The 20,478-nt window shown below is 63.9% G+C and carries 21 protein-coding genes and 1 pseudogene; 8 read left to right on the top strand and 14 right to left on the bottom strand.

The window, feature by feature from the left end; all coding sequences use genetic code 11:
• The first annotated feature begins 5 nt into the window (after positions 1-5).
• From LVJ94_51130 to LVJ94_51115, 4 genes are all read left to right on the top strand, one after another.
• Complete coding sequence (locus tag LVJ94_51130; protein ID WXB05239.1) at positions 6-587, top strand: RNA polymerase sigma factor; 582 nt, start codon at positions 6-8, stop codon at positions 585-587.
• Positions 584-1,303 (top strand): hypothetical protein, encoded by a 720-nt coding sequence (locus tag LVJ94_51125; GenBank protein WXB05238.1) that lies wholly within the window; start codon positions 584-586, stop codon positions 1,301-1,303. Before LVJ94_51130 ends, LVJ94_51125 begins: the two co-directional genes overlap by 4 nt.
• Complete coding sequence (locus LVJ94_51120) at positions 1,300-2,796, top strand: hypothetical protein (GenBank protein ID WXB05237.1); 1,497 nt, start codon at positions 1,300-1,302, stop codon at positions 2,794-2,796. Before LVJ94_51125 ends, LVJ94_51120 begins: the two co-directional genes overlap by 4 nt.
• Before the next feature lie 107 nt (positions 2,797-2,903).
• On the top strand, positions 2,904-4,358 hold the full coding sequence (locus LVJ94_51115; GenBank protein WXB05236.1) for an E3 ubiquitin ligase family protein: 1,455 nt from the start codon (positions 2,904-2,906) through the stop codon (positions 4,356-4,358).
• Positions 4,359-4,368: 10 nt separating this feature from the next.
• Here LVJ94_51115 and LVJ94_51110 read toward each other — a convergent pair whose 3' ends face one another.
• The gene (locus LVJ94_51110; GenBank protein WXB05235.1) at positions 4,369-4,833 is read right to left on the bottom strand and encodes a RidA family protein; all 465 of its coding nucleotides are present in this window, start codon (positions 4,831-4,833) and stop codon (positions 4,369-4,371) included.
• Positions 4,834-5,132: 299 nt separating this feature from the next.
• On the opposite strand from LVJ94_51110, the gene LVJ94_51105 reads away from it, so the two are divergent.
• The 4 genes from LVJ94_51105 (at position 5,133) to LVJ94_51090 (ending at position 8,905) form a co-directional block, all read left to right on the top strand.
• Positions 5,133-5,429 carry a hypothetical protein gene (locus tag LVJ94_51105; protein WXB05234.1) on the top strand — a complete coding sequence of 99 codons (297 nt, stop codon included), beginning with the start codon at positions 5,133-5,135 and terminating at the stop codon, positions 5,427-5,429.
• 256 nt (positions 5,430-5,685) lie between these two features.
• The gene (locus LVJ94_51100) at positions 5,686-6,882 is read left to right on the top strand and encodes a hypothetical protein (protein WXB05233.1); all 1,197 of its coding nucleotides are present in this window, start codon (positions 5,686-5,688) and stop codon (positions 6,880-6,882) included.
• A gap of 193 nt (positions 6,883-7,075) precedes the next feature.
• Positions 7,076-8,329: a hypothetical protein gene (locus LVJ94_51095; GenBank protein ID WXB05232.1), complete on the top strand. Its 1,254-nt coding sequence runs from the start codon at positions 7,076-7,078 to the stop codon at positions 8,327-8,329.
• A gap of 198 nt (positions 8,330-8,527) precedes the next feature.
• On the top strand, positions 8,528-8,905 hold the full coding sequence (locus LVJ94_51090) for a hypothetical protein (GenBank protein ID WXB05231.1): 378 nt from the start codon (positions 8,528-8,530) through the stop codon (positions 8,903-8,905).
• Positions 8,906-8,911: 6 nt separating this feature from the next.
• Here LVJ94_51090 and LVJ94_51085 read toward each other — a convergent pair whose 3' ends face one another.
• The 13 genes and pseudogenes from LVJ94_51085 to LVJ94_51025 all read right to left on the bottom strand — a co-directional run bounded on the left by LVJ94_51085 (position 8,912) and on the right by LVJ94_51025 (position 20,426).
• Positions 8,912-9,436, bottom strand: a complete 525-nt coding sequence (locus LVJ94_51085) for a GNAT family N-acetyltransferase (GenBank protein ID WXB05230.1) — start codon at positions 9,434-9,436, stop codon at positions 8,912-8,914.
• 21 nt (positions 9,437-9,457) lie between these two features.
• Positions 9,458-10,315, bottom strand: coding sequence for a M57 family metalloprotease (locus LVJ94_51080; GenBank protein WXB05229.1), 858 nt, complete (start codon positions 10,313-10,315; stop codon positions 9,458-9,460).
• A gap of 404 nt (positions 10,316-10,719) precedes the next feature.
• Complete coding sequence (locus LVJ94_51075) at positions 10,720-11,487, bottom strand: serine protease (protein ID WXB05228.1); 768 nt, start codon at positions 11,485-11,487, stop codon at positions 10,720-10,722.
• Between the two features lie 32 nt (positions 11,488-11,519).
• A pseudogene (locus LVJ94_51070) lies at positions 11,520-12,200 on the bottom strand (zinc-dependent metalloprotease).
• Between the two features lie 442 nt (positions 12,201-12,642).
• Positions 12,643-13,215: a DUF1993 domain-containing protein gene (locus tag LVJ94_51065; protein ID WXB05227.1), complete on the bottom strand. Its 573-nt coding sequence runs from the start codon at positions 13,213-13,215 to the stop codon at positions 12,643-12,645.
• Between the two features lie 16 nt (positions 13,216-13,231).
• Positions 13,232-13,906, bottom strand: coding sequence for an SAM-dependent methyltransferase (locus LVJ94_51060; GenBank protein WXB05226.1), 675 nt, complete (start codon positions 13,904-13,906; stop codon positions 13,232-13,234).
• A gap of 15 nt (positions 13,907-13,921) precedes the next feature.
• Entirely contained in the window at positions 13,922-14,104 is a 183-nt protein-coding gene (locus tag LVJ94_51055) for a hypothetical protein (protein ID WXB05225.1), read from the bottom strand.
• Positions 14,094-14,939 (bottom strand): isocitrate lyase/phosphoenolpyruvate mutase family protein, encoded by an 846-nt coding sequence (locus LVJ94_51050; protein ID WXB05224.1) that lies wholly within the window; start codon positions 14,937-14,939, stop codon positions 14,094-14,096. The genes LVJ94_51055 and LVJ94_51050 overlap by 11 nt, the downstream gene beginning before the upstream one ends.
• 26 nt (positions 14,940-14,965) lie before the next feature.
• The gene (locus LVJ94_51045; GenBank protein ID WXB05223.1) at positions 14,966-15,790 is read right to left on the bottom strand and encodes a serine protease; all 825 of its coding nucleotides are present in this window, start codon (positions 15,788-15,790) and stop codon (positions 14,966-14,968) included.
• Positions 15,791-15,968: 178 nt separating this feature from the next.
• Complete coding sequence (locus LVJ94_51040; protein WXB05222.1) at positions 15,969-18,467, bottom strand: aminopeptidase; 2,499 nt, start codon at positions 18,465-18,467, stop codon at positions 15,969-15,971.
• Positions 18,468-18,638: 171 nt separating this feature from the next.
• Positions 18,639-19,634 (bottom strand): SH3 domain-containing protein, encoded by a 996-nt coding sequence (locus LVJ94_51035; GenBank protein ID WXB05221.1) that lies wholly within the window; start codon positions 19,632-19,634, stop codon positions 18,639-18,641.
• A 130-nt stretch (positions 19,635-19,764) separates the two neighbouring features.
• The gene (locus tag LVJ94_51030) at positions 19,765-20,055 is read right to left on the bottom strand and encodes a DUF3817 domain-containing protein (protein WXB05220.1); all 291 of its coding nucleotides are present in this window, start codon (positions 20,053-20,055) and stop codon (positions 19,765-19,767) included.
• Entirely contained in the window at positions 20,052-20,426 is a 375-nt protein-coding gene (locus tag LVJ94_51025) for a hypothetical protein (GenBank protein WXB05219.1), read from the bottom strand. The genes LVJ94_51030 and LVJ94_51025 overlap by 4 nt, the downstream gene beginning before the upstream one ends.
• Positions 20,427-20,478: the final 52 nt, after the last annotated feature.

Here is a 20,478-nt window from a genome sequence, read left to right as displayed (position 1 = left end):
TCTTCATGGCCCTTTCCGACGAGTCGCTCTCCGCCCCGCTCTCGGTGCGGGCGCGCGAGGTTCGCCGGGCGAGTGTGGCGGAGTTCGAGCAGATCTACCGCGCGGAGTTTCGCGCGGTGTGGGCGTTCCTCTACCGACTCGGGGCACGCAACGCGACGATCGACGATTTGACCCACGACGTCTTCGTGACGGCGTACGCGCGGTTTTCCACCTTCGATCGAACGCGGCCGGCGAAGGCGTGGTTGCGCGGGATCGCGTGGCGGCTCTTTGCCGATTATCGGCGGCTGCACTACCACCGGCACGAGGTCGACGCGGAGCGCGGAGAGCACGTGCCCGTCTCGGAGCCATCGCCCGACGAACGGATCGCCGCGCGCCAGGCGCGTGAGATGATCGACGAGGCCCTCGGCGCGCTCGACGACGACAAGCGCGCGGTGTTCGTCATGCACGAGTTCGACGGGCTGTCCGTCCCGGAGATCGCGGCGGCCATGGAGGCACCGGCACCGACGACCTCGTCGCGTCTGCGTCTGGCGCGGGAGGCGTTCACCGCGGCGCTCGAGCGCGTTCGCCGGCGGCGAGGTCTCTCATGAGCGAGCTGCCGCCGCTTCCCGAGGATGTCCGCGATCTGCTCGCGCGCGCGGAGGCGCCCGAGCCACCGTCGGGCCTGGAAGATCGCATTTGGTCGCAGGTGAGCACGGGGTTCGGGGTTCCCGACGGTGGCGCGCCGAATTCGCCTCCGCCCCCCCCAAGTGCCCTTCACGCGGCACTCGGCAAGTGGGGTGTGCTCTCGACCATCGCGGCACTCGCGGTGGGTGGGGCGGGAGGGGCCATCGTGCGCGGGGCCATCGATGCGCCTGCCGCGCCCGCAAACGTCGCCTCCGCCGTCGTCGTGCCGGAGCCGCCCGTCACCTCGGCGCCGACGGCCGCGAGCCCCGTGAGCGAGTCGCCTGCCGCACCGACGAACCGCGAGGATGCGGGGCCCCCGCCCATCGTGGCCAAGCCGGCCAGCGGCCCCAAGCCGGCGCGGCGCGATGTCGATCTCGCCGAGGAACAGAGCCTGCTCGAGACGGCGCGTTCGGCCATCCTCCGGCGCGATCCGGTTCTGGCCCTCGCGCCGCTCCGCGAGCATGCGCAGCGCTTTCCGCGGGGCCATTTGATCGAGGAGCGCGATGGCCTCTGGGTTCAAGCGCTGGCCAACGCGGGCGAGACCGCGGCCGCCCGGACGAAGGCCGCCGAGTTTCGTCGCAGGTACCCGCAGAGCCTCCTGCTTCCCGCCGTCGAGGCGGCCGTGGAGCACACCGAATGACCTTGCGCCACCGCCGCGTGCTCTTCGCCGTGTCCTTCGCGAGCGCGCTCGGCGCGTGCGACATCGTGCTCCCTCTCGGAAACACGCCGTGCCCCGGCGAGTGCCTCGAGGCCGATGCCACCGCGGACGGCAAAGCCGGGGACGCGAATGGAAACCCCTCGCAAGATGGCGGCGTCGACCCCGGTCCGGGCGCGCTCGACCCCGACGCGGGCCCCCCGGTGTGCGACGGCAGCGTGTGCGAATGCGTGGGCACCTTCAAGAAAGGCCAAGGCTGCGTGCGCGCCAGCACGCTCGTGACCACCTACGACGCCCTGTGCGCCATCGCCGACGGCACCGTCTATTGCTCGGGGCAGGATTTCATTCAGGCGGCAAGCCACAACGGACCGCCCGCGATCGTGCCGGGGCTCGAGCAAGGCATCGCGCAGATCGTCATCGACAGCGACCATGGCTGCGCCGTCACCACGGCCGGCGGCGCAAAGTGCTGGGGCTACAATTCTTCGGGGCAACTCGGTTACGGACGGCAGGACGAGCGTCCGCCCAAGGCGGTCGACGTCGTCGATCTCGCCACGGGCGTGCGCGACGTCCACATCGCCCATGACAAGACGACCTGCGCCGTGACCACGGGCGGCGCCGCCAAGTGCTGGGGCTACAACGGCAACGGAGCCCTCGGCGCGGGCCAACCCGATGGCGGACCTTCGAGCTCCTCACGCCCCATCGACGTCGCCGGCGTTTCCGCGCACGTGCTCGACATGGGCACCGGCTCGACGTCCGCGTGCGCGGTGCTCGACGACGGGCGCGCGATGTGTTGGGGCAACGGCAACAGCACCCCAGGCTTCTACGGACCGGACCGAGACGGCCCGAACTACGTCCCCTTCGCCATCGAAGGCCTCGCGCCCAGCACGTACGTGGGCTTCTCGAACTCCTCGATCTGCGCACTCTCGCGTGCCGGCAACGTCTCCTGCCTGGGTCACAATGGGAGCGGATTGTTCGGCCGCCAGCCCCACACGTCGAAGCCCATCGAAATTGGCGTGTTGCCGCCAGGATCGGTGGCCCAGCTGCGCGTCGCCCCCTCGTACGCGTGCGTGGTGACGACCGGCGGAGGTGTCAAATGCTGGGGCGAGCGAACCCCCGGCGGCACGATCGAGCCGACCCCCCAATCGAGCCTCGACGTCCCCACGCTGGGCTCGGGGGTGGCCAAAATTGGGCTCGCTCCCGAGATTGCATGCGCGGTGATGGTGGACGGCGGCGTCCGATGCTGGGGCGACGACAACGACGGGCAGCTTGGCAATGGCCTGCCCAACGCCCATAGCGACGATCCCGTCGCGGTGGTCGGCCTGCCGGAGCCCGTCTTCGACGTCGCCGTGAACCAGTCGCACGTCTGCGCCCTCACGCGAAGCGGCAGCGTGTGGTGCTGGGGTTCCAACACGAGCGGTATCTTTGCGAATTTGGACATCCGCGCCACCCCGGTGCCCGTCCCGCTCCGTTCGAAGTAGCCGCGTCGATTTTTTGATCGAACCGCCGCCGCCATCCCAATGACGTCTTGCAGCCGCGTATCGGACTTCGAGTCCGCACGTCGTCGGCATTTCGTTTGTGAGGGACCATGGACATTTTGGGTTGGTTTTTGGCCTTCTTGGGCCTAGGTGGCCTTTTGTTCGGCGTCTTGCAGATGCTGAAAATGAAAAAGATGAACCGGGTGCCGCACCGGCGGCCCTCGGAGATTGCGCAGCTCGGGCCTCGCGCCGCCGACGCGAATGGGCTGCTCTCCACGGAGGGCGCGGCGCAGCCGGGGCAGCAGCAGCTGGTTGCCCCCATGAGCGGACAGCCGTGCCTAGCTTATGAAATTACCATCGAAGCAAAGTGGGAAAAGCATTCCGAAACCGAGGAGGGGACGAAAAAGACGAGTGGCTCCAAAAATGTGCACACGGACGCGCAGGGGTGCCAATTTCTCATTGCCGACGGCGTGGGGAGCATCGTGGTGGACAGCACGGGCGCGCTCGATGCATCGATGGAAAAGAGCCATTCCAGCGAGGTGGGCGTGGGAGGTCTGCTCTGGCCATCGACACTTCGTTTTGGACAGATGGAAACGAATACGCCCATCGTTTCGCGTGACGAAGGGCGCATCATCGGATTCGTGGGCACGGAAAAGATCGTTCGGCCGTCGGCGACGATTTATGCGCTAGGCCAACTCGATGCGGGCCCCCACGGTGCGGTGTTGCGCACGCCCAAAGGAATTGGCACGGGCAAGCTGATTCTCTCCCCCAAAGGGCGCGCCAGCCTGCTCGCGTCGACGAAGCGAAACATGATTCTCGGTTATGCCATCGGCGGCGTACTCGCCGTCGGCGGCACCGGCGCCGGGCTCTTCGGGCCAAAGTCGGAATCGTTCGCCAGCACGGAGACGTGCCCGCGCGAGATTTCGGGCAACACCATCAATTGCGAAGACCGCATCGATTCCAAAGTTGGAAAGACGTATACGTGGACGGTTAGCCAGGCGGGGCACTACATCGTCAAGGTCAAGGCCCCCGAGGTGAAGAATCCCATCGATGCCTTGGTGACGATCAAGGCGCAAGATGGGCGCCGAGTCGCCGAAGAGTATGCCGGTGGCACCGCACAAACCATCGTCGGCGAAGAACTCGAGCCGGGAAGTTACTTGCTGAGCGTCACCGACATCTTCTCGCGCAATCTCAAAGGCGGCTTGGGCTTCCATCTCTCCATCGAGCGGGATACCTCGAAGGACGAGGGCGGTAAGGACGCCGCGCCGGTCGAAGCCGTGGCATCGGCCGAACCGGCGCCTAGCGCGGCGGTCAGCAGCAAGGTGCTGTCCGTGGCGGCACCTGCGCATGCGCCGCATGTCTCGAAGCCGAAAGCCAAGGCGTCGGCCCATGCGAGCGCGCCACCTCCGCCCGCGCCACCTCCGGCCGCAGCGCCCCCGCCCCCCGCAAAGGTGGAGGCCGCACCGCCGCCGCCGCCTCCACCGCCGGCGAAGGCGGCCCCCCCGCCGCCCAAGCCGGCACCGCCCGAGAAGAAGGGGGTCTCCTTGGAGGTGCACTTTCCCTGAGGAAGAACCGCTATTCGACTTCGAACGTGGCAACGACCTCGACGGAGATGTTGCCGGGCAGCGAGCCCGAGCCCACCGCGAAGCGCGAATGGCGCCCCGCTTCGCCGAAGATCTCGACGAAGAGGTCGGAGGCGCCGTTGATCACCTGCGGGTGCTCGGCAAACTCCGGAATGCCATTGACGAAGCCCTGCACCTGGACGACGCGAACGACGCGGTCCAAATCGCCGAGCGCGGCCCGTGCCTGCGCCAGCACGTTCAACGCGCACAGGCGCGCGCTCTCTTTAGCCACGGCCACCGTCACATCGGCACCGACCTTGCCGAGGTAACGCAATTCGCCGTTGAACCAGGGCCCCTGCCCCGACACGAAGAGGAGATTTCCCGTTCGAACGGCGGGAACGTAGTTGGCCACCGGGGCGGGCGCGTCCGGCAGTTCGATCTTCAACTCGGCGAGTCGCGCTTCGATTCGTCCACTCATCGCAAGTTCCTCTCTTTCGTCTCCACCATAATCGCGCCCACTTGCTGCGTCGCACAAATCTCCATGTGCGATGAAGCTGCGACCGTACGGCCGGAAATCACGGCCTCGTCCGGGCCGGCACGCGAGCAACGAATCGCGCCGTACGGACCCCGCCATTGCGCCTCCGATGCGATTTCGAGCTCATCATGGAAATAACGTCGCAGCCCGCTTCGTATGGATCGCCGAACGCTCGAGTCGAAGCGGTTGCAACGAGGCCCCTCGTCGCTTCGACCGAATCCATTCCACATTTGGAGGACACGATGAACGTTGGGAAGACGAACAAGTCTTGGCGGAGACTCTCCTTTGCCCTAGGCGGTGCGTTGACGATGGCCGCTCTCTCCACGAGTGCGCACGCCGTCGCAGGGGAAGAGCAGAATCAGGGCACCTCCGACACGGAGGTCGTAACGCTCGCCAACTGGGCAAAGGAAGGCGTTTACGAGAGCAAAAAGCATTGCACCGACAAAGGCGACATGGGCGAGGATCAAGGACTCTGGTGGAGCTATTACTGTGAGCCCGCCGGAGGCGTTTCGTACGCGCTTTACGTGCACTACAAGTGAGCCAGGCGTCGCGGCCTTTTTTCCATTCCGAACTACGCTGATCCGGAATCCGTCCGGTGTGCGAGCAGCATCCACGCGTATTTCCTCGATTCCGGATGCCGATCGATGGGCGGCGGAAAGCGAGCTCGAGTAGCCGCAGAATATTTTTACGATTTCGGTGCACGGTGCGCGCGGGCGCGGCGTCTCTTCAGCGAGAACGCGCCCGCGTCGACGTACGCCGTGGCGTGATGGCTATTTGACTCGAGGAAAAAGGCATATGAAACAGGGATTCGTCGTAGCACTCCCGCTCGCGCTCGTTGCCGTTTCGGCGTGCAGCGTGCAGACATCCGATGGTACGAGCCAAGAACGAACTGGCTCCGCAGAGCAACCCGAAGTGTGGTCGGCGAACGACGACCCGGCGTTGTTCGGCGTGCGCCTCGAACGCGCGGCGGCGACGCTGCCGCGGAAGGGCGAGGCGGCGCAGACGCCGTGGGCGGGAAGCTATTGGCCGGCCTACAACGACAGCATCAACTATCGGTGGGAAGGCGCCAACTCGCTTTCGCCGTCCGAGAAATACGAAGTAGCCTTCGGTGTCTCCGGCGTCCAAGATCAAGTGGCCGTGTCGAACGGGGTGGAATCGCGCAGCGCCGGTGAGGCCTGCACGAGCAACGCCGATTGCACCGACGGCAGCCGGTGCGGAAAGCGGAACGGAGCGTCCAACGGAAGGTGCGTGCTCACGTGGGCAGGCATCTGCCACGGGTGGACCCCGGCGGCCATTCTCGTGCCGGAGCCGAAACACGATGTGATCGAGAACGGCGTGACCTTCAAGGTGCAGGACATCAAGGCGCTCCTCTCGATGCTCTACACGGAAGCCGATACCCAGATGGTCTCCCTGCGTTGCTACCAGGACAGCTCCGAGCTGAGTCGCGACAAGTACGGGCGCCCGCCATCACGATGCCGCGACACGAACCCGGGCACCCTGCACCTTCTCTTGACGAACTACCTCGGTCTTCGCAAGCAATCGTTTGCCGAGGATCGGACGTTCGACAGTCAAGTTTGGAATCAACCCATTCGTGGATACGAAATCAAGGAGCAGAAGCCGGTAACCGCCGAGGAAGCCAATCGGCTGGTGATGGGCGCCTCGTCGTCCCCGATTCCGACGGCCTACGCTTTCAACTCCGGCGCGGCATCGTTGCTCCACGTGAAAACGCGCGTCACGTACATCGGTGAGTCCGATCCGAACGAAGGAAATCTCTCCTCGAGCATCGACCAATATACCTTCTCCGACAATTACGACTACGTGCTCGAGCTCGACGCGCGCGGAGCCATCATCGGTGGCGAATGGGTTGGCCACAGCAAGAAGGCACACCCCGACTTCCTATGGCTCCCCAAGGCAGCCCCCACGGTAAGCGTCTCCGGCATCTCGCCCGAGCACGTGAAGAAGCTCGCCGACGCGTCCATCGCAAATCCGTAACGAGCCCCCTGTAGCAGGTGCCAACCATCCTTGAACCGAGCACGGCGCGCCATCGCGCGAAAGCGATCTCCACTTTCAAATTTTTACGATTTGTGTGCGCCGGCCCAACGCGTTCCTGCGTCCCTCCAACGAGAAGAGCACCGCGGCTGCATGAACCGCGGTGCCATCCCCTATTGGAGAGGAAAAAGGCAGTATGAAGTTGGCACTTTTGGCAGCGCTTCCGGTCTCGCTCGCCACCATTTCCGCGTGCAGCGGGCAGACCCCCGACGGCACGATGGAGGAACGACCGAGTTCCCCCGAGCCGCAGAAGGATGCATCGGCGGGAACCGGACCGAAGGCGGACGACGCTCCGAAGACCGACGACGCCGCGGCAAAGGTCGACGCTCCGAAGACCGACGAGGCTCCGGCGTTGTTCGGCGGCTCGATCGAACGCGTGATGGCGAAGCTACCGACGAAGGGCCAGGCCGCCCAGACACCATGGTCGGGAAGCACCTGGCCCGCGAGCACCGACAGCATCAATCATCGTTGGGACGACCGCAGCTCGCCGGCGGCAACGGAGAAGTATGAGACCGCGTTCAGAGCCTCGGACGTCCAACATCACGTGTCCGCATCGCACGGCCTCGAAGGCGGCGGAGCATCCTGCCTGTGGAACAGCATGTGCGGAGAAGACATCTGCGGAAGGCGGAACGATTCCACACTCGGGCGCTGCGTGTCCCGTCGAGCCAACATCGAGCCCGGGTGGGCGTCGGCTGCCATCCTGGTGCCGGAGCCCCAGCACGAGGTCGTCGAGAACGGCGTGACCTTCAAAGAAACGGACATCAAGGCGCTCGCCTCCATGCTCTACACGAAGTCCGAACGGGAGACGGTCTCGTTGCATTGCAATGAAGACGAGAGCGCATTGAACCGTGACAAGCACACACGCTCCGCCGCGAAATGCCGCCATACCAATCCTGGCACTCTGCATCTTCTCTTGGCGAACTACCTGGGCATTCGAAAGCAGGCTTTCGTCGAGAATCGGCCATTCTATGATCGGGTTTCCAATCGGCCTGTTCGCGGCTACCAGATCCAGGAGCAGAGAGTGGTGAGCGACGAAGAGGCAAATCGACTCGTGCTCGGCGATGCGTCGTCCCCCATCCCGACGTCATACGCCTTCAACTCCGGCGCCAAATCGTTTCTGTACGTGAAGACACGCGTGGCGTACGTCCGTGAATCCAACGCGGGGGAGGTATTCTACTCCGCCGACGCCTATACGACCCACGACGAGTTTACGTACATCCTCGAGCTCGATGGCAAGGGCGCGATCATCGGTGGTGAATGGGTTGGCGCGAGCAAAAACGTGCACGCCGATTCTCTGTGGCTACCCAAACCGGTCACCTCCGGTCATGTCGCGGGCATTTCGTACAACCAGGTCAAGAAGCTCGTCGACGCATCCATCGCGAATCCGTAACGAGCCCTGTAGAAGGCACCCGTTGCGCACAGCAACACACCAGTGCGCGATCGGTGCCTTTGTCATGGCAATTCGGAAAAGCCGCACGCGCACCTAAAGACATCTCTCGTCGCTACGAATGGGCAATGTTGGACGGACGTACGGCCTCGAGCCGGCACGGACGTTCGGAACAGACCATTGCCTATTCCGGAGAGAGACATGCAAAACAAAAAAATGGGGTCGTGGACGACCTGCTGCGCGCTTTTGATTTCCATCGCGGCGGCAGGATGCAGCGGCGCAGACCCACAGGCCTCCACCGCGGAGAGCACGGATCAGATCCTCGAAGGCACGGCACAAACGTCCAGCTGCGGTGCCAGCGCGGATCCGACGGCGGAGAGCACCCCCGCCGTCGCGGCAGACGGCACGGTCCTCAACGCCGGCGTGCTCGCATGCAAATGCTGCTCGGACCATCGGGCCGAGGCCTCGCGTGCGTGCGCGGCAGCGGGGCTGAGGCTGGTCCGCTTCACGTGCATCGAGGCGTGTGGGCTCTGCGGCCGGGACAGCGCATACAATCGCTACGACGCGAGCTGCGGGTAATCTCCGCTAGCGCGACGTTCGCTTCATGACGACGCGACGGCCCATCGCGTCGAGTCCGAGCGAACGCTCTTTGGCGCGCAGGTTCTCCAGGCCCGGCGTCAGGGCGTGCAATTCACGGAATCCATGTCGCGCGTAGAAAGGCGCGTTCCACGGAATGTCCGCGAACGTCACCAAGGTCATTTCGGCATACCCGAGACGCTGGGCCTCGCCAAATGCGCCTGCGAGCAGCGCGGCTCCGAATCCGCGCCCTTGCTGTTCCGGATGCACTGAGAGCTGTTCCAAGTGCGCGAGACCGTCGACCACCTCGACGCGGGCGAACCCCACCGGAGGATCGCCCGCAACGAGAACGAATAGCGACGCCGCGAGGCTCTCGCAGGTGCCCGGCGGCGGCAATGGCGGAAATCCCATGGCGGCAAACCGCTCGTCGGCGGCCGCTTCCACCGCCGGAAGGAGCGGCAAGTCCGTCGCCGTCGCCCGGCGCACGCCGCCCCCGTCCATGGAACCAACCTTCGAATCACTCGCCGTGCTCATCGCGCACGACGATAGCCGTGGCTACGGCGCGCCGTAAAGGCTCGCAGCGCCCTGCGCATCCCGCGAGGTGATCGTGAGGTCGCCGTCGTTCGACCCGTTGCACTGCGGATAGTGCATCACGGAGTTCGAATCGTACGTCGTCAACGCGCGCCAGTTGTCGTCCTCGAAGCACGTGCCCGATTCGGGCCGTGTGTGCTCGTGACGAAAGCCCAGGCTGTGGCCGAGCTCGTGGGTCAAAATGCCCACCAGCGAATACGGATCCGTGTACCCGAACGACGAGGAGTCGATGAGCACATTGCGCGTGGAGCGGCTCTGATTCGGGAAAAACGCGCGCGCCAAGTATTGACCGCTGCGCACTTGGCGGACGTCGAAGACGACGTTTTTGTTGCGCGCATTGCAGCTGCCGTCCTGGCTTGCAACGTGCACGAACCGGATGTTCGCCACCGAGGCCCAATTGCCACCGGCTTCGCTCATGGCCTGAACCACCGCATCGTATCGGCTACCGAACGACGAGCGGCTGACGCAGTAGGTAATATTCAGTTTTTGCGTACTATTCCACTTGGAGTCGACCCCATCGTTGTTGTCCACGATGAGCGCGCCCTGCTGGACGTACCGCTCGTAGAACGACTGCAGCTTCTCGATGCTGTCCACCGGCGTATCGCCATTGACGATCCAGATGCCGCTCTCGGCCTCCTGGTAGACCGTTTTTCGCCATTCATCGAACGACGTGGCCGTGGTGCCGGTCGCTTCGGAACGGTTCCCTTCCTCCGGGTTCGCCGCACAGCCCGTCGACGAGACGGTGAGCACGCCAAATGCGAGAACGCTGGATGCCACCCCCAGGCAGCGGACGAGAAAACCGGCCGACATCTTGATTCGCATGGTGAAACTCCTTGGCAGTAGGGCACACCTCCCCCCATCGGCGATCGGACCCGATCCCCTCGGCAGAGGCGCAGAAAAGCAGATCTACCTACACTCGGTAGCGATATCCCCCATCACGATGGCTCGTACCCCTACCCCCGCCCCCTCAAAGAGACAGCGCGGGAGTCCTAAGGACCAAGCACGCACGGTGAGTGCGCAACAGTTTCGTAGTCTATCAAACAAAGTTGTCGTTCGGGCATCTCAAGGCCCAAATGGTAGGACAACCTACTACGATGAGCGTGCACGCTCCGCTGACGGCTGCGTTTCCCGAAGGGGCCTACGGGACAGCGTCATGAATCGATGGGCGGCGAGAAGTGCGACGGCTCGCCGCTTGCCGTTATCGCATTATCGATTCGACAAGCGCGTTAGCGCGCGGCGATGTCGGCGTCCTGCAGATACGCCGATGCAGCGACGATGCTCACGGAGGTCCAACCATAGTTGGATCCGGAGCCATCGGCCGCGCAATCGCCATCGGTGTGAACGCCAACCAAGTAACCGTCGCGGGTGAGCACGCCGGCGCCCGAGCCACCCACCAGGGTGTCGAGATCCGTATAGTAAATCAGCCCATTGCAGACCCCCGCCAGCTTCCCCTCGGCGATGGACTTGGGCCCTCCGCGCGGATGCTGGATGATCGCGAGCCGATCGCTCTCTTTGGTCGTCAGCGGCGTGGGCGTGACCACCGGCAGCTTGTCGGGCTTGATGAGCGCATAATCCGGCGCGTCGGCTTGCTCGACCACGGCTCCTTCGGTCACCAGCGTATCGCCGTCGGCGTTGGCCTCGACGTTGAAGGCCAACATCACGCGATCGCCAACGTGCCCGCAATGGCCCGCCGTCAGGATGATGGGGCCCGCTTGCGCGGCGATCAACGTCCCGGTGCACGCGCCGTTGATCAGAACGACCGCGTCTTCGCGCTCCTGGATGGACGGAATGTCGCCGTGGTAGTCGTTGATCGGCGTGAAATCGAGGGTCGGCCCGCACTGCGACTGCGTGCGCAAACTCGGATCGACGATGCGCAGCCCGGCGCATGCCGTTCTCGTACTGTTCTCCTCCCCTTCCGAGGAGGAACTTCCGCAGGCCGCGGCGCCCAGGGAAAGGGACGCCACGGCCGCGAAAAGGAAAAGCCTCGTGAGCATGGGCTCATTCAATGGCTTTTTCGAGAGAAGGTCTAGTAGAGCGTGGTCAACGCGGTGCGGTCCGAGCTCGTGAAGTTGCCGGTTTCGCTGCTCCGGAAGCACGAGTTCATGAGCGAACCACCAACCGTCGCGCCCGTCGGCGTACCCGAGATATGGATGGCCCCAACCCCCGCGCTGCCTTCATTGCCGCCGGAGCCGCAGCTAATGCTGCGATTGAAGTAGTCGGAGTGGCGCAAGCCAATGGTGTGCCCGATCTCGTGGGTGATCACGTGCTTGACCACGTTGGTGCCGTACTGCGATGTCGAGGAGGCGACGTTGATCGTGTTGTAGGGCAGACCGCCCGACGGGAAGCCCGAGCTACCACCGGCCGAGCCCGAGGTGAGTCTCGCGGTGATGGTCGCATTGCAGCCGCTGGTGCTACCACTGGTGCGGCGCAAGCTGAAGTTGAGGCCCAGGTTGTTGTAGTTGGCAATCGCTCCATCGAGCGCAGTGCTGAACGTACCGGTGTACGCCGATCCATTGACGCAGATCACGCGCACCCCGCTGCCGACCACATTGGTCGTGCGATATTGCTCTTTGGAGCCGTCGGCCTGCAGCATCTCGCGGGATGCTTCGAGGCTCACCTCTGCATCGTTGCCGACGTATACGAGACCGTCGACTTCCTGGATGTCGCTCGCGGGAAATCCAGCCTGAATGAGATTCTTGACAATCTCTTGATTGGTACCGCCGACGGATTCCGTTGCGTCAGAATCCGACGCAGCGCAGCCCGTGCCAATCGCAATCATCGCCGCCAACCCAATGAAATAATTCGCTTTGATGAGGTTCATGATTACGCCCTTTCCATCTTGACGCGATAGGTGCGGCGACATCCAACGAGGGCATACGCTTCCCGCGCGCCCCTCGGACTCCACCGACAGGTTGTTATTGCGAGCCATCCCTCAGTCGACATCCCCCGCAGCTCGCGCCCCGGCTGCTGTTCGCAGTCCGCACGCTGTGCTCACACCGCGGTCAAGCCCCCATGGTAGAAGGCGTCAATGTGACTATTGCACAACCCTTCAAGGATCAACAACGATTCGCTACCAACCTTAAATTTGTGTGGGCACTCACATATCGGCATGAGTGTGTGCGCCTTGCGCTCGCGCAAGGCGTTTCGCATCACGAGAATTTGACGCGATACGCCGGCGGCCCCTCGAAGTCCTTCTTTCCGAGTTCCACCCCGGCTGAGCGCAATAGGGCATAGACCATGCCCATATGGAAGTACGCGTTGGGCAGAACGCATTCGAGCACGAACGCACGCGTCTCGAAGACGCGCTCCTCGCCTAGCTTGCGAACCGTGATGGATGTCGAGGCGGCGTTGATCTCGTCCGGCGAGAAGGTTCTCAAATAGGCAACACCCTCTTGCACCAAGGCCCGGAGTGGCTCGAAGGATGTCCACCCCTCGCCGAACGAGGACGCGTCACCGCGATTGAAGACGGCAAACTCTGGAGCTTCCGTATTGGGGTCCACGCGACCTCCCAACCGGCCCACCGCACCTTTGACACCGCAAACGAGAATTTCCACCTGACGTGAAAGCGGGAACATGTCGAGGCGGAGGCGTCGTTCCAGTAACGATTCCGCGCTCACTCCGCGCTGCGTCGTAAAGGCAGAAGCCTTTTCGAGAATGAGGCCCAAGTTCTCCAAGATGCGAAGGAGCGCCGGCACACTAACGTCGTAGAGGGATAAGTGCATGGTTGCCCTCCGTATTCTACGCGGGGGGCGGCTCGGCGAGGAGGAGGCGGTTCTTCTCCGTGATGGCCTCCGGGATTTGCTCGGTGCGGACGGTATATCCGTGGAGGCGCAGGCGGGTGACGCGTTCGACGTCGATGGCCAAGGGGGCATCGAGCCAGCCGCCGAAGCTTCCTTGGTCACCAATCTTCGCGTCCTGGCAGCAAGGCAGCACCGCCACGCGCGTGCCTACCGCGAGGGCGCGTTGGAGCACGTCATCGGTCAGCGCCCCGCACGCATGCACCGAGACGACCAGATCGCCCGCGCGCACGTCGACGGCGGCCATGGGGAGCGCCTGAAGATCGACGCGTCCGGCGAGGCGGGGCCATGCGCGGATCATCGCCGCGGTGACCTTGGCCGCACTTTCGGGGATGCGCACGTCGGCGGCCACGGCCGTGGGTGACGTGTCGTCGAGCACGAGGAGAAGGTGCGCGAGAAGACCGTGCCCGCACGCGAGATCCACCACGCGCCCCCCGCGAAATCGACGGCGAATGCGGCGCGCGACCTCCCATGCTTCGAAGAGCTCCTTCCGCGGAAGGCATTCCGCTTCGCAAATCGCGCGCCCCACGGCATGAAAAAGCGACGGCCCTTCGAAGCGCGGAAGATCGCGGTGCGTCAGCTTCGATCGGCTCGAGGGGTCGAATGCGTGGACCATACGCATTCATACCGGTCACGAAGAGAAGAATAAACCGCCAGGACGCCAAAAAAGAGCGCCAGGATCGCCAGGTGAACCGACCATAAACTCTTCTTTTGGTTTATGGTCGTTTCCGTTGGCGATCCTGGCGGCTTTGGCGTCCTGGCGGTTACCTTCTTCTCTTTGTAAAACGCTCTTGCCGAGTGATTTAGCGATCATGTTTGGCAAACAGAGTATTCAGCTCGCGTTGCGATATTTGCTTTTCGGCAAAGTGCAAGGTGCCACGTTCGAACAGTTCGCGCGCGCCCTCGCGGAGGAAGCCCAAGGCGGCGCGGGCGAAGGAGCCACCGAGGCTCACGCGGGCCACGCCTGCGGCGCGAAGATCGGCGATGGTCAGGGCCGTGGTGGTGAGGCCCGCGACCACGTTCACGGGGCCGTCGATCTCGCGCACCATGGTGGCGATGTCGCCGAGGTCCTTCACACCGGGGACGAAGAGGCAGTCCGCGCCGGCGAGCCGATAGCGATTCGCGCGGCGGATGGCGTCGGAGAGCGAGCTCGGAGCATCGAGGAGCAGCCCGTCGGTTCGTGCGGTGAGAACGAACGAGGTACCGCTCTTGGCGATGACTTCACGCGCCGCAGCGATGCGCTCGGCGCCAAGCGATTCGTCGTACAAGGCGCCGTGCTCGTAGTCCTCGATGTTGCCGCCGGCGAGCCCGGCATCGATCGCGAGGCGAATGGTCTCGGCCACGGCCTCGGGGCGCGCGCCGTAGCCGTTTTCCAGATCGCCGTTCACCGGCACCTCGACCGCCGCCGTGATCTGGCGGATGCGCTCGAACATCTCCTCCTTCGAGACGGCGGTGGCACCTTGCGGAACGGAGTGATCGGCGCGGCCGAGTGAAAAGGCGACGCCGGCACTGGTGGTGGCGATGGCCGAAAACCCCGCCTCCGCGAGCACGATGGCGCTCCCGGCATCCCACGCATTCGGCATCACGAAGCCGGTGCGCGCGTCGTGCAGTCCTCGAAATGCGTGGGTGGCGGCGATGTTCTGGGGCATGCCCCGGTTGTATCAGACGATTCGGCTCAGGGCAGTCCCCGCGCGGCCTCGGCGATGGCCGAAGCGTAAGCGCTGACCTCCGTGTAGACCCCCGGCTTCTTGGCGAGCGCGCAGCCGATGCCCCAGCTCACGATGCCAACTTGAATCCATGCGCCCGCGTCGTCCTTGCGGAACATGGGCCCGCCCGAGTCATTCTGGCAGGTATCGACGCCGCCCTGGTCCCAGTTGCCGGCGCAGATTTCCGCGTCGGCCTTTAGGTTCGAGTACGCGGTTTTGCATTTCGCGTCGTCGATGAAAGGCACCTCGGCTTTGAGCAGGTACCTCGAGTTGTTTCCCCCGTCCGTCGTATTGCCCCAACCGGCCACGCCAAAGGTTCCCTGGTTGTATGTCGCGCTCGTCGCAATCGGAAGGGTCACCGCATTGGGGACGGGCTTGGCCAATTTCACCAGGGCCCAATCCCCGCCTTTGCCCGCGGCATACGTGGGTGACGTGTGTACGTACGTCGATTTGATTTTCACTGCCGCGCGATCCCGCACATCGATCGCGTTCGCGAGCACCGTGATGCTCGCATCCGGCCCCGTGTCACCGACGCAGTGGGCGGCGGTCAGCACGATTTGCGACGTGTACAGCGCGCCGCCGCACGCGGGGGGCGCCGTCTGATCCGGCGTATCCCCCAGGCGCACCATCCACGGGAATTCCCCTTTGCTTGCACGGGTTCCGCCGACCACGGGCTGCTGCGTGGTGCCCGTCTCCAACGACGACGTTTCCTCGCTTTGCATGGCACATGCGGCATTCGCCAATCCGAAACACGAGAGGGCCAGGGCAACCTTCACGAAAGACGCTCGGTTCATGAATATCCTCCATTGTGGGGCAATGAACGGGTTCGCAAGCGCTCTCGCAGACACACTGGGCCTCATGGGGCCGCTGCAAGAACGACTCAATCCGAACGCTCTTGTCTTTATGACCCTAGGCCTTCGCATTTATGAATCAAATGTCATAAACGACCGCACCCACCGAACGATGTGCGAATTACACGCACGAGGACGCGGGATCCCGAAGGATGGCGCGCACCGACGGATGGATCTCGGCGTTCGCGACGCTTTCCACGAACGCGCGCCAAGCGGTGTCCTCTTGGGCGGTCAATCGGTAGGCCGTGCATGCCGCGTCGCGATGGTTTTGCGGCACGCCACGCATATGGAGGACGGCGGCGAGGGCGCGGAGACCCGCAGCGTTTTCGACGGCACTCGCACCTGCGACATTTCCGAGTGTAGGAATGAGCGACTCCAGCACGAAGGGCACCTGGCCCGCGGCCACGAGCTGCGCCATTCGCTCACGCCACACCGGGCGCTCCGCCTCGGAGATGGCGTTGGGATTCGAGGAGAACTCGTGCAACACGAAGGCCGCCTCGAAACGCGTGCGCGTCGAATAGCCCTTTTGGACCACGGCCGACCATACACGGAGCATCTCTTCGGGCGGCGCGGTGAATTTCTCGAGGTACGCGACCTGGGCCTCGTCGAGCACCGGCGACGTCAGCCCCTCGCCCAGAGAGCTCCAGGCGCGCGGAAAGAGTTGGCTCGGAGGGAAAAGCCGGCTGCATGCTTCGTAAAAGAAGGGCGAGCGCCGCAGGCCGCCGGGGAACGGTTGCTCACGCAACACACGTTCGAGAACGGGCACCCAACCGCTGCCCGTGTCGGATGGCGCGAAGGCGCATGCGCGGGCCACCGCCGTGGCTCGGGCGGCATCCGAATCGAGCCCTCGCAGAAACTCGGGGAATTCCGAGGAACGCATCGTTGGCAGTGTTCCTTCCAGCAATGCGGTCAATTGGTGCGTGCCTCCCACATTGGAAAAGCGCTCACGGGCGCGCCCGCCGAAGGGAATTCGCAAAGGGGCAATCGCCTCGGAAAATGCCTTTTGGCTCGCGCCATCGCTGGCAAAAAGCGACCATGCCGGGTGCACGTCGCGCGGATCGAGCACGAGCAAGTCTTCCGGCGCGTTTCGCACGATGTCGGTGGGAACGCCCGGGACGAGCTCGAACGTCTGCACCGCACCACCTGCGCGATGCCATGCAAACCGCATGGGCACGAGGAGCGTGCCCTCGGGATCGTGCAAGGTCACCCTGCCGCCACCCGCCACCGGCTCGATGGCGAGGGTCGGAAGTGCCTTTGCACCGATTGCGCGGCGAATGGCCACGAGGGCTGCGTCTCCGAGCACCGGGCGAAACGCTTCGAGAAACGAATCCGTGCTCACCGCCCCAAAACGATGGCGCGTGAGCACCTGGCGCACGGTGGCCCAGAAGGCCCGCTCGCCCGCGAGCGTGCGCATTTGCGTGAGCACCCAGGCCCCGCGATCATAGGGCCCCGAATCGTACTTCGCCGATGGCTCGATGGATGGGTCGCGCACCGCCTCCCCAGCGGACACGGCGCGCATGTCGCCATCGCGCGGGTCCGAGCCATCGCGATCCAAAAAGGAACGGGTGCCTTCCCACTGGAGTACCGTCGCCATGCCCTCCTTGATCCAGAGATCATCCCACCCCTCGACGGTCACGAGATCGCCAAACCATTGGTGCGCGAGTTCGTGCGTGGTCAGGCGCGCGTCGCGTTCGAGGTCGGCCCGCGAGGTTAATATCTCACCCTGGAAGGTAATGCTTGCGTGCTCCTCCCCACCGGGAAAATCCGGTAAGAGCACGAGTGAGTATTTCTCGAAGGGATACGCCACACCGAGCAAGCCTTCGAAGCGCCGGACCATCCGATCGAGCAAGCCCAAGAGCGGCTGGTACGCGCCCGGCAGGCCCGGGCGGTGCCACACCGAGATGGGCAGCCCGTGCGGACCGCGGGTTCGTTCCACCCCGAATTCGCCCAGTGCAAACGCCATCAGGTACGTCGGAATGGTGTAGGCCGTTCGATACTTCGTGCGACCGTTGGCAGCCTCCACCAAATCTCCATTGGCCACGAGCTGCTCGCCGTCGTCAACGCGCATATCGATGGAAAAGTACGCACGATCCTCGGGCGCGTCGTGACTTGGCATCCAGAAGCGAGCATTCTCCGGTTCGGAATGCGTATAAAGCACACGCGACCCAATCGCATCCCCCGGGCGCGACTCGATGGCCGTCAAGGGCGACGTCGCATTTTGGCCCGAGCCGATGGGCGGTGACGCTTCGTAATCGATGATGAAGTGAACGCCGGGTGCGGCGTGGGTCCCCAAGTCGATGGCCAGCGTTCCCGGTTGCTCCGAAAAGGACAATGCCTCCCCCGTATCGAGCCGCACGCCCGTGACCGCCACGCGGCTATCCAGCACGACAAGCGCGGGCGGCGTCTTCGTCGCGTCCAGGGTGACCTTCACGGAAGCGACGAGCCGCCGATTCTCCCAATCGTACTCCGCCGCCAGATCGTAGCGCTCCACATCGAGCGCCGCCTGTTCCTCGTTCAACGATACTTGCGTGGAGGTACCCGCATCATCGTGCGCCGCATTGCATCCCACGGCGCCACATCCCACGAGCGCCGCGGCCCACCAGATTCGTCCTGTTTGCATACTGTCACCGTTCCTTCCGCAAATGGTTCGAAAGGAGGCGGAACGATATTTCGCAATTTCTAACAAATAAACATAAGACGAACTTATGCGTGAGGGCGAAAAACTTGGTTGTCGATGCCCTCACGCTGGAGCAGAAACATAATTAGATTTACTGTCGGAGGTTTCCTAGATTCAGCGTTTACGAATGGGGAAAAACACTTTGCCACTTCGCGAAGAGAGGAATCGATCCTTCTTCGATCCGGTGACCTTCAAGGTCGTTCGAACCTTCTGCGCGACCTTTCCGCAACCCGATTCTTGGATGATCGTGGCGAGGCCTTTGGCCTTGTTGGACCATCCGGCGAAAAGGAAAATGTGGGAGCTGTTGTTCAGCGCATCACCGGGGGCGAGTTTGCTCGGCTTGATCACGTAGCTCTTTTTGCCGGCGTACGGGGCAAAGCCGCTCGTGGTGAGTCCCGGCGCCTTGAGTCCCCATGACCATGAGACGAGGCCCGAGCAATCGGATCGGTATTTGTCCCATTTGTTGTGCGGCCGACGGCACGTGCCTCCGCAGATGTAATCGTGCCCGCCGTTGGTGCCGCCGCAGTATGGGATTTTGGCCTTGACCCACTCCTGCGCGCGCTTGACGGCATTGGTTCCACCGGCGGCCATCGTGGACACGGAATCCACCTCCGAGAGATCGAACGTGCCGTCGGCGTCCTGCTCCTCGGGTCCAATCTCCTCGGGCGCGGAGCCGGCGTTGTGCTTCGACAGGAACATGCCGGAGCCCCACCCCGTCTTGTCTCCGAATTTGATCTGGTACCAGCCACCCGAGGGGGCCGCCGCTTCGACGGTCACGTCGGCGTCTTCCGGGACCACCTCGAGAATGGAATCCGTGGCGGAAGGACCACTGCGCAGATTGAGGTCCGAAGTCGCCGCCAACTTTTCACCCACGATCACGGCTTCGTCGAGCGCAGATTCGTCGCTGGTGAACGCATCCAAGTCGTCCGGCGTTTCGCCCTCCGGGCCGAGATCGTCCTTTCCGTCGTCGATGGTGACGTCGTCGTCGAGCGTGGCCAGGTCTTCGGGTTGGTCCTGGCTATCCGCGGCGCATCCCGCGAAGAGCGGCGCCATGACGAAGAGGGTACCTGCCGTTGCAAAAATGGATTTGGAGAGGAGGGATTTCATCATGGTGACCTGTCATCGCAATGACAATGCCACCGGGCGCAGGCGCGTTTTGGCCGAAATTCCCCGCATTTCAACGCGACCGCCCTTGTCAACGCGGGGTTGACTCGGACCAGGCGTCGTATGTCCTACATGGCTATCGGTCGCGCTCACGACGCAACGCGCGGTCCAGGAAGAACGTGCCAAAGGGCACGAGGCTGGACGCGAATGCGAGCAGTCCCTTGGACAACGCCCACCGTCGCTCCAGTGCGACTTGAAAGAGCATCGCCACGAACATCAGAAAGAGCAGACCGTGGGCGCTTCCCACGATGCGGACGATCCAGGCCATGCCGGCGAGGTACTTCAACGGCATCGCCACGAACAAGAGCGCCAACAGCGAGAGCCCCTCGAGGAATGCCACGGCGCGAAACCATGCGAGCGTGTTCATGGGGCCCCCAGCATCGACCATGTCGGCCGGAACACCATGAGCGCGAGCACGGTGAGCAATGGAAGCGCCACGACCGAGAACGCGGCGGGGGTACGGCGATCGCGGGACACGCTGTAGATGAGGCCCAGGAGCGAAAAGAACGACAGCAGCAGGCCGCCCAGAATCCACAACTCCGTCATGCGGACCCCCAATTGGCTGGCCATGATGCTGCCGGCAACCCACGTCAGGACCAAGCCGGGCGACGCAATGGCATGAACCGCGCGCTTGCGCGCAGGCATCTCGCTCGCGAGAAATGCGCCGGCCAATCCACCCGCGTACGCGAGCACGCCCGCGAACTTCAAAAAGAGGAACACGCGATAGAGACTCACCATGGCTCCCCCGACTATGCGCGAGGCACCGGTCTCGGCCAGTGGCCAGAATGCC

The organism is Sorangiineae bacterium MSr11367 (assembly GCA_037157805.1).
GTDB lineage: Bacteria > Myxococcota_A > Polyangia > Polyangiales > Polyangiaceae > Pendulispora > Pendulispora rubella.
This window is presented reverse-complemented; position numbering and strand designations above follow the sequence as displayed.